This window comes from Glutamicibacter sp. NPDC087673 (assembly GCF_044743255.1).
GTDB lineage: Bacteria > Actinomycetota > Actinomycetes > Actinomycetales > Micrococcaceae > Glutamicibacter.
Genome location: NZ_JBIUWB010000004.1, coordinates 338,418 through 355,802 on the forward strand (window position 1 = coordinate 338,418; position 17,385 = coordinate 355,802).

Genomic DNA, 17,385 nt, shown 5'->3' on the forward strand with positions numbered 1-17,385 from the left:
ACGACCTAGCCACAAGTTGTTTAGTTCCCCAATAAGTGGAAGAAAGCGGAGAATTCCGCTCCGTGTTATGGGAGCCAAATTCCGTATCTCAAGCACTTGATATTCACGATAGCCCCTTTCGGCGCGAATATCGAGAGCCAGTGAATAGGAACGAGATTCATATATCTTTGAAATCATTCCATGGCGGAGGAAATGGTGGTCGTTGATAAATTGGTTTCGGGTAATACCGCGTAAAACCCGCATGCCATATGCGGGCTATATCTTATAGTGCGGATGGAAATTACGGATCATCCGTGAATTTTAGTGCGCCTCGCGCTGTTTTGGCTCTACCCGAACCCGTGCTCTATTTCGACTCAGGGCAATTAGCAGTCGTGATTATTTCGTGATAATTCAACGAAACGTGAAATACGGCTAAATTCTAGCTGAATCCAGAACTATTTCCCGACTTCGCCAGTCTCCAAGATGCGGTATTCCTCATTCGATCCCTGCTGGCCATTGAGAGCCTGGAAAGCGACGGCGGAAATTTTTGCGCCGGCAGCTCCATCGCTAACGCCCGCTGCTACGACCAATGCATCAGCAAAATCCCCTTCGGCTTCCGCGGATAGGGCAGCCAGGTCTTCGAGGCCGCCTTCGGGTATTGCATAGGCGGGTTCACGCAGGTCTGCGCACTGTTCGTCAACGGCCGCGCGCAGGCCGCGAAGCTGGCGTCCCAGTTCGCTGCGTCGAGCTTCGACGGCTTCCTTGGCGCTGTCGGCACCACGTGCAGCCGTGAGTTGCAGAAGGAAATCCAGTGCATAGCCGCGGTCCAGGGCCCGGGCGACGGCCGTTGGTTCGATGTTCTGCGCTTCGGTGATTTCCTTCGCGGGGTCCAGCAGCTCCTCATTAGGCAGGCAGGCTACTGGCTGGTCTTTCTGCTCTTCTTCACCCGAGACTGCACTCAGTGGCAAGGCCAAGTCCACATCACGCTCTTCTCCCAAAGATGCAACAGCGCTGCGGGCGTCCAGGTTGATCTGGAAAGCAATCTGGGCCAGCTTCGAATCCCTGGACAGCGACGGTTCTGCAAAGGCAGGCATCGCTGACGATGCGTCGGCGACATTCGTGGCAAGCGCAACCAGCGCGTCGGGGGAGAAGCTTTGCGGCAATGCCGCAGGCTCTTGGTCGTCGAAGCGCAATTCACCGAGCACCGCTGACCCCTGCGACAAGGAAGTCGCCAATGCGGATAGCCTCGAAGCGTTATCCTCGGGTGCCAGCTGGGCCAAGGCTTGGGCCTGAGATGCCAGGTCTGCCAGCTTTGCTCCGTATTCCCACGTCATGCGGGCATCGGCGCTGGCCTCATTGACCTGTTCGGGCAGGCCCCGCTCCACCAGGGCGCCTCGGAAGATGGTGCTGCCAATGCCCCACGTCACGGCAAGGGCAACTGCACCAGCCAGTACCGGAGCAATCCAGCCTGGAGCGCGGCGTACTTGCCTGTCGGTGCGACGGGCGGAATGGGGCGATTTTTCAGTCATAGCGTTTCGATCATGCCATGATCAATGCAGGTAAAGAGGGCAATAGCGGTGTCGAGCGCCACGATGGATAGAAAATGGGCGTGAGTTCCTTCACCTGTGCCCGTTTAGATGTTCTCAATGAGCGGAACGCAATATAGGCTTAACGGACAACATCGAATAGCGTGGGAGGATATCCATGACCGGAATGCCGGCCGATACCGAACAGGAAGCGCAGCGTCTGACTGCATTGCTCTCCAAGGAAGTAGAATCCCACGGGCTTCTCCTGGAGGAAGTCGCCTTGCGTCCCTCCGGCAAGCAGATGATCGTGCAGATCATCGTCGACAAGGCCGACGGTCACGAAACGCTGACTCTCGATGAACTTGGTGAAGTTACCACCACCATCTCCAACGCTCTGGACAAGGACGCCGTCTACGCATCGTCGGCTCCTTACGAACTCGAAGTCAGTTCCCCAGGACTCTCCCGCCCATTGACTGCCCAGCGCCACTGGATCCGCGCCCTCAACCGCATGGTCAAGATTTCGCTGGCCGACGGCACGAAGCTTCGCGGGCGCCTGTTTGAGGTCAACGACGGCGACGTGTTGATTGCTGAGCACCGCGAGCCGGCCAAGAAGGGCATGAAGGTCAAGGTGCTCGATCCTGCGGCCTATGCCTTCGAAAATATCCGTAAAGCTGTTGTCGATCCAGAGCTGAACTTCGATGACGCACTATTTGACACTGCCGATACTGAAGATTTGGAGGGCTAAGCGTGGATATCGATCTGAATGCGCTGCGCATCCTGGAAAAAGACCGCGACATCCCAATGGATGTTTTGATTCCGACCATCGAGTCGGCACTGCTGCTGGCTTACAACAAGACCGAAGGCGCCATGCCTGGCGCCCGCGCGCACATTGAGCGCAGCAACGGCCATGTGGCGATCCTGGTAGAGGACCGCGACAACGCCGGCGTGCTGCTGGGCGAATTCGACGACACCCCGCACGGTTTCGGCCGCATCGCCGCCTCCACCGCCCGCCAGGTAATCATGCAGCGCCTGCGTGAAGCTGAAGATGCGCAGGTTGTCGGCGAGTTCGCAGCCCGCGTTGGCACCCTGATCTCCGGCGTCATCCAGCAGGGCTACTCCTCGCATATGGTGCAGGTCAAGATCGGTGATCTGGAAGCGCTGCTGCCACCAGTTGAGCAGTCCCCAGGCGAGAAGTACCAGCACGGAAACCGCCTGCGCGCCTACGTTGTTTCCGCTGAGCGCGGCAACAAGGGCCCAGCCGTTACCCTGTCCCGTTCCCACCCGAACCTGGTTCGCCTGCTGTTCGAAATGGAAGTTCCAGAAATCGCTGACGGCACCGTCACGGTCGAGGCACTGGCTCGTGAAGCTGGCCACCGTACCAAGATTGCTGTGCGCGCAACCAAGGCCGGTGTCAACGCCAAGGGCGCTTGCATCGGTGAAATGGGAACCCGCGTGCGCGCCGTGATGAACGAACTGAACGACGAGAAGATCGACATCGTTGACTACAACGAGGATCCAGCGAAGTTCATCGCCGCGGCCCTGTCTCCATCGAAGGTCGTCTCGGTAGAGATCCTGGACGAAGCCGAACGCCGTGCTCGCGTGGTTGTTCCCGACTCCCAGCTCTCGCTGGCAATCGGCAAGGAAGGCCAGAACGCTCGCCTTGCTGCCAAGTTGACCGGCTGGCGCATTGACATCCTGGCTGCCTCGGGCGGCAAGGAACCGCAGCTCTAAGCAGCTGCGGGAAATAATTCCAGTTCAGCGTGTTGGAAGCCTAGCTGCGTGTGAGCCACAACTCATGCGTGCTATAGCGTCCAAACGCGCTAGACTAGTAGATGGCTCGTAATAACTAGGGAAGGTGGCGACGGCGCTCGCATGAAGCTGCATCAGCAACGCACGTGCATTGGCTGTCGAACCGTAACCAGTAAAAATGAGCTGCTCCGTTGGGTCCTGAAAGACGGTACACCGCTGCAGGCGGTGAGTTTGGATCAACAGGGTTCCGCTTCCGGGCGGGGCACTTGGACCCACGGGACCGAAAAGTGTGTGCAGCAAGCGGTGCAGCGCCGGGCGTTCGCGCGGGCCTTCAGGTCTGCGGTAGACGATTCGCAGGTGCTGCAGGAATTCACTGCATACGAAGATCAGCTGGCAAGCAACCAGCTATCTGGCAAACATGATGAAAGCGGGTCAGAAATCTGATGGCAACCCGATGAGTCGGCAATGCTGAGCGCACAACGATGAACAATCAGTTCTGCGTGATCCACCGTGCGACGGAAGAATTTCACGAATTACACAGCTGATCTGCCAGACCGCTGATCTAAAGATTTATCTTTTGATACCGGGGTTTGAGCAGATCACATCGACACAGGAGAGATGTGGCTAAACCCCGCGTTCACGAGCTCGCTAAAGAGCTCGGAATCACTTCAAAAGAAGCACTAACCAAGTTGCAGGACATGGGCGAATTCGTTCGCTCGGCATCCTCGACCGTTGAACCGCCAGTAGCGCGCAAGCTGCGCGACGCATTCCCAGGTTCCAACGGTGCCGCTAAGCCAGCAGCTGCTGCCAAGCCAGCCGCCGCCAAGCCAGCGACCCCTGGAGCACCGAAGTCGGCTTCCAAGCCGGCTGCTACCCCAGGTGCCTCGGCCCCGAAGCCAGGCGTTAAGCCAGCTCCGGCTCCTGCAGCCCCAGCTGCCCCAGCCGCACCTGCGGCGCCTGCAGCTCCGGCCGCGAAGGCAACCCCTGGCGCTCCATTGCCAGGTGCAGCCCCGGCACCGAAGCCAGGTGCCAAGCCAGCTCCGAAGCCAGGCGCTCCACGCCCAGGCAACAGCCCGTTCTCTTCCCAGCAGGGTATGCGCGGCGCTGAGTCCGGCGAACGCCGTGGTGGCGGCAACCGCGAAGGCGGTCGTGCCCCACGTCCAGGCGCACCTCGTCCGGGCGGTCCACGCCCAGGCAACAACCCGTTCTCCTCGCAGCAGGGTATGCGCGGCGAAGGCGGCCAGGGCGGTCCTCGCCCACCACGCGACGGCCAGCGCGGTCCACGCCCAGCAGGTGCCGGCGGTCCACGTCCGGCTCGTGACGGCCAGGGCGGTCCACGTCCGGCACGTGACGGCCAGCGCGGTCCACGTCCAGCAGGTGCCGGCGGTCCACGCCCAGCAGGCCAGGGCGCTCCACGCCCAGCCGGTGCAGGTGGCCCACGCCCAGCAGGTGCCGGCGGTCCACGCCCAGGTGCTGGCGCAGGTACCACTGCAACCCCGCGCATGATGCCTAACCGCACCGATCGTCCAGCGCCAGCAGGCGGCGGACGTCCAGGTGCAGGTGCCGGCGGCCGCGGTCGCCCAGGTGGCGGCAGCGGTGGCGGCAGCGGTACCGGTGGCGGCTTCCGCCCAGGTGCACCACGCGGTCGCGGTGGCGTTGGCGGTGCTTTCGGCAAGGGAGGCGCCGGTCGCGGCAAGCAGCGCAAGTCCAAGCGCGCAAAGCGCCAGGAATTGGAGCAGATGAGTGCTCCGTCATTGGGCGGCGTGAATGTTCCACGCGGCAACGGCGACACCGAGATCCGTCTGCGCCGCGGCGCGTCGATCACCGACTTCGCCGACAAGATTGGCGCGAACCCAGCAGCACTGGTGACCGTACTGTTCCACCTCGGTGAAATGGCTACCGCCACCCAGTCGCTGGACGAGGCAACCTTCGAGGTGCTCGGCGAAGAGCTGGGCTACAAGGTGCTTGTCGTCTCCCCTGAGGACGAAGACAAGGAACTGCTCGAAGGCTTCGGCCTGGACCTGGATGCCGAACTTGAGGCTGAAGGCGAAGACGTGCTTGAAGAGCGCGCCCCAGTCATCACCATCATGGGCCACGTCGACCACGGTAAGACCCGACTGCTGGATGCTATCCGCAAGTCGAACGTTATCGAGGGCGAGCATGGCGGCATCACCCAGCACATCGGTGCGTACCAGATCAACCACATCCATGAGGGCCGCGATCGCGCAATGACCTTCATCGATACCCCGGGCCACGAGGCGTTCACCGCCATGCGTGCCCGTGGTGCCGAGGTCACTGACGTGGCCGTGCTGGTTGTCGCCGCGGATGACGGCGTCATGCCGCAGACCGTGGAAGCACTGAACCACGCACAGGCTGCCGGCGTGCCGATCATCGTCGCTGTGAACAAGATCGATAAGGAAGGCGCCAACCCTGACAAGGTCATGGGCCAGCTGACCGAATACGGTTTGGTTCCAGAAGAATACGGTGGCGACACCATGTTCGTGAAGGTTTCGGCATTGCAGAAGCAGGGCATCGACGAGCTGCTGGACGCTGTCCTGCTGACCTCGGACGTGCTTGAGCTCAAGGCCAACCCGGACAAGTCCGCTCGTGGCGTGGCCATTGAAGCGAACCTGGATAAGGGCCGCGGTTCGGTTGTTACCGTCCTGGTCCAGTCCGGTACCCTCTGCGTTGGCGACACCATGGTGGTGGGCACCGCCCACGGCCGCGTGCGTGCAATGTTCAACGAGAACGGCGAAAACCTCGACGTGGCACTGCCATCGCGTCCGGTACAGGTCCTGGGCATGTCCTCGGTCCCGCGTGCTGGCGACGGCTTCCTGATCACCGAAGACGAGCGCACCGCCCGCCAGATCGCTGACAAGCGCGAAACCGCAGAGCGCAACGCAATGCTGGCCAAGCGCCGCAAGCGCATCACCTTGGAAGACTTCGACAAGGCTGTTGCCGATGGCAAGATCGATACCCTGAACCTGATCCTCAAGGGTGACGCTTCCGGTGCTGTTGAAGCACTGGAAGACTCGCTGATGAAGATCGAGGTCGGCGACGATGTGCAGCTGCGCGTGATCCACCGCGGTGTCGGTGCGATCACCCAGAACGACGTCAACTTGGCAACCGTGGACAACGCCATCATCATTGGCTTCAACGTCCGCCCAGCCGAGCGCGTGGCAGAACTGGCCGACAAGGAGGGCGTCGACATGCGCTTCTACTCGGTCATCTACTCCGCTATCGACGACATCGAGAATGCGCTCAAGGGCATGCTCAAGCCGGAGTTCGAAGAAGTGGCCCTCGGCACCGCCGAGATCCGCATGGTCTTCCGCTCCTCGAAGTTCGGCAACATTGCCGGTTCGATCATCCGCTCGGGCACCATCAAGCGCAACACCAAGGCTCGCCTGGTACGCGACGGCAACGTCGTGGGCGACAACCTGAACATCGATTCGCTGCGCCGCGAAAAGGACGATGTCACCGAGGTCCGCGAGGGCTTCGAATGCGGTATCGGCCTGGGGTCGTTCAACGACATCAAGGAAGGCGACATCATCGAGACCTTCGAGATGCGCGAAAAGCCACGCGACTAATTGCCGACAAGCAATTAGCAGTGTGACTCACTGATTCGTGGGCGTTTGACCGATAAGCTTTGGTCAAGCGCCCACGAGTTTTGAACCATTAGGAGAAAACCATGGCTGATTCAGCCCGCGCCGCACGCCTGGCTAAGCGCGTACAGGTCCTCATGGCCCAGTCGCTGCGCAACGTCATCAAGGACGAGCGCATTGACAACGTCACCGTGACCGACGCTCGCGTCACCAACGACCTGCAGCACGCTACGGTGTACTACACCGTCTTTGGCGATGACGAGATGAAGAAGGACATCGCTACCATGCTGGAAAAGCGTGGCGGTGCCCTGCGCAAGGAATTGGGCCGCAATCTGACCATCCGCCTGACCCCGACGCTGGCATTCGTCGCCGACGAAATCCCCGAGGGTGCCTCGCACCTGGAGGAATTGCTGGCCAAGGCCCGCGAGAAGGACGCCGAGGTTGCAGCTCTGCGCGAAGGCAAGGACTTCGCCGGAGACCAGGACCCGTACAAGAAGGACGAGGACGCCGAAGAAGCCTAAGGGCTTCTGGGCTTCATCCTGACTGGACCAACGCCCCGGCCAGCACGCATTGCGTGCTGGCCGGGGCGTTGTGCGTTGGCCTCGATTACCCTCACAGCGAAGCGCGAATCCCTGCCGAAGGCTGGTCGCCGGGAAGGTGGTGGGATAGCGTGATCAGAAACCGCCGGATCCGACCAAAGGTGCAGCACATGCCAGAATTCACCACAACATTGAGCGCAACCGGCGGGAACAACGTGGGCATCGTGGTTCCCGATGGCATCGTGCTCGGATTCGGCCGCGGCAAGCGCGTGCCGGTCATCGTGTGCATTGACGGGGACTACACGTACCGGAACAGCATTTCTTCCATGCACGGGCAGTTCCTCATTTCCTTCAGCTCCGAGACCCGTGCTGCCACGGGCAAGGGTGCGGGCGATGAAATCAGCGTGAAACTCGAAGTGGACGAGGAACCGCGCACCGTCGAAATCCCCGAACCGCTGGCCGTGCTGCTCTCCGCCGAGCCCGAGCTGCTGGACGCCTGGAACAAGCTGTCCTACAGCAAGCAGCGCGGCCACGTGGACCCCATCGTGGCTGCCCGCGGCGAGGACACCAGGACGCGCCGGGTCGAGAAGGTCATCAAGACGCTGCGCAGCCACTAGCCTGCCGGGGCCATGCCCGCTGAGCCAGCAGGCCAGCCAGCCCCGGTCGCAGTCGGCAGCAGTGTGAACAACCCACCGGTGCCCCGGAGCTACTGCACGGTGAATTGTAGGCGCTGCCAGCCGCTGGCGCCATTGGGCACCGGGTTGGCTTTCTCGCTGGTCTGCAGCTTGCCCTGTGCATCATAGGCGCGGACGGTTGCCGAGTGCGTTCCGGGTGCTGCGTCCTTCCATACGAAGCGCCACTGCCGCCAGGTATCCAACGAGGCTTCGGTCGCCAGTTGGGCATCTGCCCACGGTCCGTCATCGATCTGCACCTGCACACGCGAAATGCCCCGGGTCTGCGCCCATGCAGTTCCGCCCAAGACGACTTCTCCGGCAGGCACCTGGGCGAACGGGCGAGGGGTATCGATGCGGGAAGACATCTTGATTGGACCGCGTTCGGACCAGCCGCGAGTAGTCCAGTAGGCCGCCTTGTCCTGGAACCGCGTCACTTCCAAATCGACCACCCATTTGGTGGCCGACACGTAGCCGTAGAGACCTGGAACCACCATGCGCACCGGGAAACCATGCTCGAAAGGCAGCGGCTCGCCGTTCATGCCGATGGCCAGCAAAGCCATCCGGTCGTCGGTGAGCGCTTGGAGCGGGGTGGAGGCACTGAAACCGTCGTGCGAAGTCGAAAGCACCATATCCGCGCCGGCCTGCGGAACCGCGCGCTCCAGCAGCTTACGCAGCGGGTAGCCCAGCCATTTCGCGTTGCCTACCAGATCGCCGCCGACGGGATTGGACACGCAAGTGAGCGTCAGATAGGTTTCCACGAGTTCTTCGCCCAGCAGTTCGTCGAAGTTCACGGTGAATTCCTTCTCCACCATGCCGTGCACGCGCAGCGACCACTGGTTCGGGTCGATCTGCGGCACCGAAAGCGCGGTATCGATGCGGTAGAAATCCTGGTTGGGAGTCACGAAGCGGGGCATGTCCGCTACTTCTACCTGCACACCTACGGGCAGGGGTTCCGCCTTGGTCCGGGCCGCAGGCAGGCGCAAGGCTTTGCGTGCGGCGGCGGCCATATTCCGCGATGCCGACAGCGAGGTGGAAACACCGGTGGAGACGGCCGCGGCGGCCAGGGACAGGGCTGCGCCTATCAAGAACTTCCTGCGGCTTGGACCCGTCGCGTTGGCGCCCTCGTCCTGCCTTGGGGCCGCGGCCACAGCCAGCCGGGTCAGCCACTGCAGAAGCCCGATACCGGCGATCGCGCCCAGTACCGTCGGGATGATATCCAGCAGGCTGGTGGAAGCACGAGCGGCCACGGCACTGGAGAGCAGTACGGCCAAGCCGATGATGGCCGTGCAGGCCAGCGCAAAACTTCGCTTGGCGATCAGGCCGATCATCGCCGCCAGGACTGCGGCGGCTGCACCGATGGAAATGAATAACGCCAACTTGTCATTGGTCCCGAAGGTCGCGATGGCGAAGTCCTTGAGCCATGGGGGAGTCAGGTCGATAATGGCTGAACCCAGCGCGAAAAACGGCGAGGATGCATTGTTGAAAAATGCCGAGGCGAATTGGGCCACGGCAAACATGATTGCGGCCGAGCAAATTCCAGCCACCGCGTGGAATACGAGTTTACTGCTGCTGCGCTTCTGCCAAATGCCCACTGCCACTCACCTCATGCGTTGCGGTCCATGTTCCCCTGCAGAATGCAGGGGAACAACTTCTCACAGTGTTTTCGGAACGGGCAGCATTGCGGATTGGAACAGGCTACAAGAACTTCCGCACGCTCACAGCGATTGGACCATGATGGGGTCTGTTGTAGGGGCAGGGGAGCCTGTGGCCGGCTCGACCGTGATCCCGAAGTGCGTGATGCCCTTCATTGGATCCGAAACCATGATCATGCCGTTGGCATCGCCGCCGGTGAGCATTCCCGCAGGAACCGCCCCTTCTGCCGAGATCAGCCACAGCTCGTAGCCCTTGTCGCTGGACAGGGCTGGCATGCCCGAGGTGGACACCGCCATCAGGCCTTCGTCGGCAGAATAGGACAGCGTGATTCGCGCGCCGTCGTCCAGTGTCTGCGTTTTCGACTTGGCATCTGGGGCAGCCAGGATCCGGCTGAGCTCTTCTTGATGCGAGGCCATGGCGGCCATCTGGCTTTCCAGCTCGCGCTGCTGGGAATTCTGGTTGATGGCCAAGCCGCCCAGAGCCACCGCTGCGAGCAGCAGGACGCCGGCGGCCAAGGCGAAGAAGCGCTGCGGGCCGCGTTCTGCGCCAGGTTGCGGTGCTGGATCCGCTGCAGCGGTTTCAGTTTCCCGTTCAGCGGGCGCAGCTGGTTCAGCAGGAGCTATTGGGTCCTGTGCCTGGGCGCCGTCGTGATCGAGGGCCGTCTCCTGCACAGGTGCCAATTGCTCGGTAGTGCGGATAGCGGCCATGATGTTGTTCTTCAGCCGGGCCGGAGGATTGACCGGTTGCGCTGACAAGCCGAGCAGTCCAGCAGTTTCCTGCAGGGCATCCAGTTCCCGGCGTGCCTGGGCAGAGTCGGGACCCCCATGCTGGAGGGCTTCGCGTTCCTTGTCTTCCAGAGCATCCAGGGCGAAGCTGTCGGTCAGCTCGTTCTCGTGCTTGTCCATTACGCCGCTCCCATCAGTTCTCGAAGTTTGCCCATTCCATCGCGTATTCGCGTTTTCGCGGTTCCCACCGGTATTTTCAGCAGCTCTGCGACTTCCGTGTGGGTGTATCCGCCGAAGTAGGCCAGGTGTATCGCCTCGCGTTGCGGGGCGGTGAGCCGCTGCAGGGCTTGGGCTACGCGCATGGTCTCGTCGTGCAAGATGGCATTCTCTTCCACGTCGTCGTAGCTGTCCTGGAATTCCTTGATTCCAACGCGCAAATCCCGGTCCTGGCTCGCTTGGCTTGCTCGCACCCGGTCGACGGCCCGGCGGTGGGCAATAGTCAGCAGCCATGATGCTGCCGTGCCACGCGCCGGATCAAAGCGCCTTGCCTGTTGCCACGCTTCGACAAACACTTCCTGGGTGACTTCTTCGCTCTGTGCATTATCGCGAAGCACCCGCAGCACGAGTCCGAAGACCCGTGAAGCCATGGCATCATAGAGCGATTCGAAGGCAGATTCATCTCCCAGCGCGACCTGTTGCAGCAGGACGTCTGGCGTTTTCACGGAATCGTCTTCCATGGCATCGAGTCTATTGGAACTCATGAATCCTAGGGTCTCATGCATCTGTGGCTAAGCGGCTATCTGCTGTGGCGTGGCGTTTTGCGAAAAGATCCGTCCAAGGGAACCAGGTTCCCGTTGCACCGGCTAAGGTGATGCCTGGAAGGTATTCCATGCACCACCTTCATGCCAGCGGCCTTGATGATTCTGGCGATACTACTTCTTTGCCGGTGGCATCAGGACGGTGTCCACCAGGTACACGGTTGCGTTGGCGGTCTGCACGCCGCCGCAGATGACCGAAGCCCCGTTGACTTCCAGATCGTCGCCGCTACCGGTGACTTCCACCTCTTCGCCCTGGACCGTTGCGTGGGTTCCGGGAAGATCATCTGGTGCAATCTGGCCGGAAACGACGTGGTAGGTCAGGATGCTGGTCAGGGTGTCGGCATCCTTGGCAACTGCGGACAGGTCATCCTTCGGGATTGCCGCGAAGGCGTCGTCAACCGGTGCGAAGACGGTGAATTCGCCGCCATTGAGGGTATCGACGAGATCGACATCAGGATTCAGCTCACCGGAGACTGCAGAAGTCAGGGTGGTCAGCAGCGGGTTGTTCGAGGCAGCGACGGCCACTGGATCCTGGGCCATTCCGGCTACCGAGCCATCACCGGTCGGGACTGCTTCGGCGTAGGCCGCGCAACCCTTGCCCACAAGATTGCTTGCTGGATCCATTGCCGATTCGCTGGCCATGGGCGAGCTGCTTTCCGAGGCGGACGCCGTGGGCGATTCCATGGTTTCCGAACCGGTCGAGCAGGCGCTCAGTCCCATGGCGGCGACTGCGATGAGCCCGAATGCTCCAGCGACTTTGCTGTATGTGCGCTTCATGATTTTCTCCTTGCTTCGCCGCGACTGATGTCGTCGGTCCTTTTCCTGTCCGTGCGGATCAGGTTGTCAATGAGCATTCGGGGCAGGTTGCCCGACGGATTGGATTCTCTTGGAAATTTTTTTTGCGTTTTGCTGGCAGGCCGTGAAGCTGCCGGATCCGCGGGCTGGCGGGCCCGGTCCCGGAGCATTGCCGGCTCATGGAAATAGGCTGCAAGTGGGATCTGCCACGCTTGGAACCAGCGACAGCCTTATTCTCTGCACAAGCCATATACTGGAAGGCGTGAGTAAAGCCGGGCAGAACACGCAAGAGCAGGCCTCAGGCCTCGTATTAGTCGACAAAGAGCAGGGAATGACCTCCCACGATGTGGTCGGTCGCATCCGCAGACTTGCAGGGACTCGAAAAGTCGGCCACGCAGGCACCCTGGACCCCATGGCCACCGGCGTGCTGGTTATCGGCGTGAACAAGGCAACCCGGCTACTGACCTACATCGTCGGCCACGACAAGACCTACACCGCCACCATCCGGCTGGGGCAGAACACCGTCACGGACGATGCCGAAGGCGAAATCATTTCCGAGCGCATCGCCGCAGCGGTCAGCGACGAAGACATCGAGCGCGAGATCGCCCAGCTGCGCGGAGACATCGAGCAGATTCCGAGCTCGGTCTCGGCCATCAAGGTCGATGGCAAGCGTTCCTACGCTCGCGTGCGCGCTGGCGAACAGGTAGAGCTCAAGGCCCGCCCGGTCACCATTTCGCGGTTCGAGATCCATGAAGTGCGCCGCGAAAACGGCGGCAAGATCCTCGACGTCGACGTCACGGTATCGTGCTCTTCTGGAACCTACATCCGTGCCTTGGCCCGCGACCTGGGCGAAGCATTGAACGTTGGCGGGCACTTGACCGCGCTGCGCCGTACCGAGGTGGGCCCATACAAGATCGAGCTCACCCGCACCCTGGAGCAGCTGGCCGGGGAATTCGAGATTCTCCCAATCGAAAAGGCTGCTGCCGCGCTGTTCCCCAACCGCACGGTCAGCGTCGACGAAGCCGTGGAATTGTCTTTCGGCCGCACCATCCCCGCCTCGCATCTGGGCATGGACATTGCCGAAGGCCAGACCGTTGCGGCTTTCGCTCCCAATGGCGTGCTGGTCGCACTGCTGGAAGACAAGGGCGACAAGGCGCGTACCGCCTTGGTCTTCACCGCTAAGTAATCCCGAAAGGAACTGGCTTGATTGCCGTCAATGGATTCTTCATCGCCGGAGCGGTGGTCTGCGCGCTGGCATTGCTGGTGGCAGTTATCGCAACCGCTATCCGCAAGCACCCGGATGACTGGGCGCTGATCGGTGCGGTGGCTACCGAGCTTTTCCTGATTGCCTACGGCATCGCGGCCGCGATCCGCCAGGTCGGGGGAAATGCGGTGCAAGGCGACCCGGTGGAATTCTGGGGCTACTTCATCACAGCGCTGATCATGCCGCCGGTGGCCTTCTTCTGGGCGATTAGCGAGAAGAGCCGTTGGTCCAACGCCGTGCTGGCCGCGTCGGCCGCCGTCACCTTCGTAATGGTGTTCCGCATGGAACAGATCTGGCAGTAGGAGTACTCACATGGGTGAAAAGCCGCGTAATTCGCGAATCATGCAGGCCGCTCAGGCGCGCAGCACCAATAAGGCCCCCAAGCCAAGCCGGTCCACCGGACTGGGCCGCGTGATCATTGCCGTGTACGGCATCCTCGCCCTGGCGGCGAGCGTGCGCGCGGTGTACCAGATCATGAGCAAATTCGACGAAGCGCCGATCGCCTACAGCCTGTCGCTGTTTTCTGGACTGGTCTATTTCCTTGCCACAATCTCGCTGTCTTCAGCCAAGCGGGGTGCCTGGCTGGTTTCGCTCTGGGCGGTAGCCGTCGAATTGGCAGGCGTGATCGTGGTCGGCATCTTGTCGCTGACCCACCCCGAAGACTTCGCCCATCCATCGGTGTGGAGCGGTTTCGGCGAAGGATACGGCTACGTTCCACTGGTGCTGCCGATTGTCGGCTTGTGGTGGCTGTACCGTAACCGTAATGAGCGTCACGCCTAAAGACGTGCAAGAATTACCACGGTGGGTTTTCCATCCACCGCAGCAGAATTTCTGAAGGAGCAAAGTGCACTATTGGAAGGGCTTGGATGCCGTCCCCGCGGATATGGCTCCCACTGTCGTGACCATTGGCAACTTTGATGGTGTCCACCTGGGCCATTGCGAGGTGCTGGATGCAGCTGTCGCGCAGGCCAAAGCACGCTCGGCACAATCGGTAGCGATCACTTTCGACCCGCACCCGGCGCTGGTACACCGTCCCGATGATGCTCCTGAATTGATCATGGGTCTGGCTGACCGCGTGGACACCTTGGCCAGCGTTGGCCTGGATGCCACGCTGATGATCCACTACACCCTGGAATTCGCGGACCAGAGCGCTGAAGAGTTCGTTCGCTCCATCATCGTAGAGAAGCTGAATGCCGTGGCCGTTGTGGTCGGGCATGATGTGCGTTTTGGCCGCGGCAATTCCGGGGACTTCAGCTACATGCAGGAACTGGGCACCAAGTACGGTTTTGAAGTCATAGGTGTCGAAGACGTAGGGGACAAGCGCCGTTTGTCCTCGACCTGGGTCCGTGAAGAACTAGCCGCCGGCAATGTCGAAGCTGCCGCCGCGATCCTCGGCCGGCCGCACCGCATGCGCGGAGAAGTAGTCCATGGCCATGCCCGTGGGCGCGAGCTGGGATTTCCCACCGCGAATCTGGACACCGAAGCCACTGGGATCATCCCCGCCGATGGGGTCTATGCCGGCTGGGTGATCGACGAGGCCGAGGTGCGTTGGCCAGCGGCAATCTCCGTCGGGTCGAACCCCACCTTCGATGGCGTCTCCCGAGTGGTTGAAGCCCACGTGATTGACCGCCCCGAAGAAGGCGTGGAAGATTTCGATCTGTACGGACAGCAGATTGTCGTTGAGTTCATTTCCCACCTGCGTCCGATGGTTGCCTACCGCGGCATCGAAGCCCTCATTGAACAGATGACCGAGGACGTTGACCAGGCCCGTGCGGTGCTGGCCATAGAACGCCACTAGGAATCATGGCTGAGATACCATCATTGCCGCAGAGGGCTTTCGTCGTGGGCGCCCAGCGCCGCGATGAATTAGCTTCTGCTTTCCAAGCCGACGCTGAAAGCTACGACAAGATCCGTCCTTCCTATCCGCAGGAAGCCTTGGAATTCACGCTGCAGCACCGACCGGTGAGTGCCATTGACATCGGTTGCGGTTCGGGGATCTTCACCGAACAGCTCATCCGTGCAGGCCTGGAAGTCAGGGCCGTAGACCCATCGGCAGAAATGCTCGCGGTCCTGTCCAAGAGGCTGCCGGCGGTCGAGGTAACCTGCGCCGCAGGTGAAGCGACCGGCTTGGAGGCCGATAGCGCTGGCCTGGTGACCTATGCCCAGGCATGGCACTGGGTGGACCACCCTCAAGCCAGTGCCGAAGCGGCCCGATTGCTCCATGATGGCGGTTGGCTCACCCTGCTGTGGAATCAGCTGGATGTCGCCCTTCCCTGGGTTCACCGCTTGGCACGCATCATGCATGCCGGCGATGTGCACCGGCCGGAGCTGGAGCCGCCGTTGGGACCGCAGTTCCAGAAGCCGGAGCATGGCATCTGGCATTGGTCCATGGAACTGGATTTCCACGAGATCGTCGAGCTGACCAAATCCCGCAGCTACTACCGCAAGTCTTCAGAGACTACCCGCGCCAAGGTGGAAGCGAATTTGGCCTGGTATTGGCAGGAGCATCTGGGGCACGAGCAGGACGCAAAGGTGCAGGTGCCCTATCTCACCCATGCCTGGAGGTCCCGCCGGCGCACCCGTCGGTGATATGATTGACGGTGGTTCTCGCTGCAGTCCGCGGTTGCGAGTTTCCGCCGTGAGCGTCTCGACGTTCGCACCGACTTATGAACGCGGTCCAACTCTAGGAGTTTGTTATGGCATTGGATGCCACTATCAAGAACGAAATCATCAAGGCTTACGCTACCCACGAGGGTGACACCGGTTCGCCTGAGGTTCAGATTGCCGTCATGTCCCGCCGTATTTCGGACCTGACCGAGCACCTGAAGATGCACAAGCATGATCACCACACCCGCCGTGGCCTGATGGCTCTGGTTGGTCGTCGTCGTCGTATGCTCGGCTACCTGAAGAACACCGACATCGAGCGTTACCGTTCGCTGATCGAGCGTCTGGGCCTGCGCAAGTAGTCCTCTGCTTCAGAGCAAGAAAATCCCCGTCTCCGCTTCAGGAGACGGGGATTTTTCTATTCTCTTACCGCTCAGGGCTCCTCGGCTTCAGCGAGGCCTCGTGCCTACGTAAAAATGCGTTGCGGCAATGGAATGCTGTAGTTTCAGTTCTCTCATTCACGGGTTCGACGTTGGCCAAAGCCCCATAAGCGGTAAGGCGGCCGTTGGACTCGAAATCAGTGGCGGAGGCAAGAAGGGGTACATGTGGCACTACCACCCCAACAAGCGGACCCCTAACGTTCAACTCTTCTACGGAAACCCGACCCAGGGAAGAACCTGCACGAAGCATTGGTGCCGCCAGCTACTGTTGGCGGCACCAATCGTGTTTGAATTGAGGAACTATGGCTGACTACCAAGAACTCCTGCAAGCTGCTCGTGCGCACTACGGGGTTTGCGCTGCTCCACGCGTGTCAGAAGCTGCAGCACTGATCACCACGTTGGGTGGCAAAACATTCGATTACGCCAGATTTGCCGACGATCTCATCGATGAATACGTGGACCCAACGCACGTAGTTGCAGCCTACGACATTTCCGACCCAGAGCTCCTCGCTTCCCGGTCCTTGCCTGTTGAACGCGAAATGATGGAATGGCCTCCCGAGGACGACGAAGACTGCTACGACTGCGAGTTCACTGAAGAAGAGTCACAGTGGAACACGATTCAGGAAGAACTCAGCGGCATGAGACGAGCAATCGTATTACTAGAGCATGCTGAAGGAAACCCAGAAGCAGTAGGCAACTTCCGTGTAGTGGGATTCGCCCAGTGGCTTCGTGAAACCCTCTGGGCCGCTATAGGAGTGGTCCCAAGGGATCCTGGAGGACCAGACCCGAGAGCCACTCTGTACGAGATGGCTTTCGCTTTGGACGGGCGACCAGGATGCGAACCAAACCCGCTCAGCCGATGACGCGTTCACTCCGAGACACCTTTCGGGCTGCACTCATCACCAGCCACGACTTCGGCAAGGGGTGCATTGCGTTGGTCGGAGTACGGACTGCGTCATATAAAGGCCAGTAGAAGTCAAAAACGCTTGGATCCGCGAAGCTACACGGATCCAAGCG

Annotated in this window: 18 protein-coding genes; 13 read left to right on the top strand and 5 right to left on the bottom strand. The window is 60.9% G+C overall.

The annotated features are described in order from the left end of the window. Window positions 1-434: 434 nt before the first annotated feature. Window positions 435-1,508 (bottom strand): hypothetical protein, encoded by a 1,074-nt coding sequence (locus ACIOTL_RS11755; protein WP_400342779.1) that lies wholly within the window; start codon window positions 1,506-1,508, stop codon window positions 435-437. Between the two features lie 175 nt (window positions 1,509-1,683). Between ACIOTL_RS11755 and rimP the strand changes: the two genes are divergently transcribed. The 6 genes from rimP to ACIOTL_RS11785 all read left to right on the top strand — a co-directional run bounded on the left by rimP (window position 1,684) and on the right by ACIOTL_RS11785 (window position 8,012). Further along, the gene (gene rimP / locus ACIOTL_RS11760) at window positions 1,684-2,250 is read left to right on the top strand and encodes a ribosome maturation factor RimP (RefSeq protein WP_400342781.1); all 567 of its coding nucleotides are present in this window, start codon (window positions 1,684-1,686) and stop codon (window positions 2,248-2,250) included. A gap of 2 nt (window positions 2,251-2,252) precedes the next feature. Then, on the top strand, window positions 2,253-3,236 hold the full coding sequence (nusA, locus tag ACIOTL_RS11765; protein WP_105661830.1) for a transcription termination factor NusA: 984 nt from the start codon (window positions 2,253-2,255) through the stop codon (window positions 3,234-3,236). 141 nt (window positions 3,237-3,377) lie between these two features. Further along, window positions 3,378-3,698 carry a YlxR family protein gene (locus ACIOTL_RS11770; RefSeq protein WP_400342783.1) on the top strand — a complete coding sequence of 107 codons (321 nt, stop codon included), beginning with the start codon at window positions 3,378-3,380 and terminating at the stop codon, window positions 3,696-3,698. A 176-nt stretch (window positions 3,699-3,874) separates the two neighbouring features. Next, complete coding sequence (infB, locus tag ACIOTL_RS11775) at window positions 3,875-6,841, top strand: translation initiation factor IF-2 (RefSeq protein WP_400342784.1); 2,967 nt, start codon at window positions 3,875-3,877, stop codon at window positions 6,839-6,841. Window positions 6,842-6,942: 101 nt separating this feature from the next. Beyond that, the gene (gene rbfA / locus ACIOTL_RS11780) at window positions 6,943-7,377 is read left to right on the top strand and encodes a 30S ribosome-binding factor RbfA (protein ID WP_105657282.1); all 435 of its coding nucleotides are present in this window, start codon (window positions 6,943-6,945) and stop codon (window positions 7,375-7,377) included. Window positions 7,378-7,565: 188 nt separating this feature from the next. After that, window positions 7,566-8,012 (top strand): YdeI/OmpD-associated family protein, encoded by a 447-nt coding sequence (locus ACIOTL_RS11785; RefSeq protein ID WP_400342785.1) that lies wholly within the window; start codon window positions 7,566-7,568, stop codon window positions 8,010-8,012. Between the two features lie 89 nt (window positions 8,013-8,101). On the opposite strand, the gene ACIOTL_RS11790 is transcribed toward ACIOTL_RS11785, so the two are convergent. The 4 genes from ACIOTL_RS11790 to ACIOTL_RS11805 all read right to left on the bottom strand — a co-directional run bounded on the left by ACIOTL_RS11790 (window position 8,102) and on the right by ACIOTL_RS11805 (window position 12,042). Further along, window positions 8,102-9,586 carry a molybdopterin-dependent oxidoreductase gene (locus ACIOTL_RS11790; RefSeq protein ID WP_400342902.1) on the bottom strand — a complete coding sequence of 495 codons (1,485 nt, stop codon included), beginning with the start codon at window positions 9,584-9,586 and terminating at the stop codon, window positions 8,102-8,104. 198 nt (window positions 9,587-9,784) lie between these two features. Beyond that, a complete protein-coding gene (locus ACIOTL_RS11795) occupies window positions 9,785-10,627 on the bottom strand; it encodes an anti-sigma factor domain-containing protein (protein WP_400342786.1) in 843 nt (280 codons plus the stop codon). Then, window positions 10,627-11,208: an ECF RNA polymerase sigma factor SigK gene (gene sigK / locus ACIOTL_RS11800; RefSeq protein WP_286134161.1), complete on the bottom strand. Its 582-nt coding sequence runs from the start codon at window positions 11,206-11,208 to the stop codon at window positions 10,627-10,629. Before sigK ends, ACIOTL_RS11795 begins: the two co-directional genes overlap by 1 nt. 171 nt (window positions 11,209-11,379) lie before the next feature. Beyond that, window positions 11,380-12,042: a fasciclin domain-containing protein gene (locus ACIOTL_RS11805; RefSeq protein ID WP_105657286.1), complete on the bottom strand. Its 663-nt coding sequence runs from the start codon at window positions 12,040-12,042 to the stop codon at window positions 11,380-11,382. Between the two features lie 280 nt (window positions 12,043-12,322). On the opposite strand from ACIOTL_RS11805, the gene truB reads away from it, so the two are divergent. The 7 genes from truB to ACIOTL_RS11840 all read left to right on the top strand — a co-directional run bounded on the left by truB (window position 12,323) and on the right by ACIOTL_RS11840 (window position 17,231). Beyond that, a complete protein-coding gene (gene truB, locus ACIOTL_RS11810; RefSeq protein WP_105661834.1) occupies window positions 12,323-13,246 on the top strand; it encodes a tRNA pseudouridine(55) synthase TruB in 924 nt (307 codons plus the stop codon). A gap of 17 nt (window positions 13,247-13,263) precedes the next feature. Next, window positions 13,264-13,626, top strand: coding sequence for a hypothetical protein (locus ACIOTL_RS11815; RefSeq protein ID WP_105657288.1), 363 nt, complete (start codon window positions 13,264-13,266; stop codon window positions 13,624-13,626). A gap of 10 nt (window positions 13,627-13,636) precedes the next feature. Then, on the top strand, window positions 13,637-14,104 hold the full coding sequence (locus tag ACIOTL_RS11820) for a hypothetical protein (RefSeq protein WP_400342789.1): 468 nt from the start codon (window positions 13,637-13,639) through the stop codon (window positions 14,102-14,104). Window positions 14,105-14,168: 64 nt separating this feature from the next. Then, entirely contained in the window at window positions 14,169-15,122 is a 954-nt protein-coding gene (locus ACIOTL_RS11825) for a bifunctional riboflavin kinase/FAD synthetase (RefSeq protein WP_105657289.1), read from the top strand. Window positions 15,123-15,127: 5 nt separating this feature from the next. Then, window positions 15,128-15,913, top strand: a complete 786-nt coding sequence (locus ACIOTL_RS11830; protein ID WP_400342790.1) for a class I SAM-dependent methyltransferase — start codon at window positions 15,128-15,130, stop codon at window positions 15,911-15,913. Window positions 15,914-16,020: 107 nt separating this feature from the next. Beyond that, window positions 16,021-16,290, top strand: a complete 270-nt coding sequence (gene rpsO, locus ACIOTL_RS11835; protein WP_013348393.1) for a 30S ribosomal protein S15 — start codon at window positions 16,021-16,023, stop codon at window positions 16,288-16,290. Window positions 16,291-16,736: 446 nt separating this feature from the next. Then, complete coding sequence (locus tag ACIOTL_RS11840) at window positions 16,737-17,231, top strand: hypothetical protein (RefSeq protein ID WP_388023947.1); 495 nt, start codon at window positions 16,737-16,739, stop codon at window positions 17,229-17,231. The last annotated feature ends 154 nt before the right edge of the window (window positions 17,232-17,385 follow it).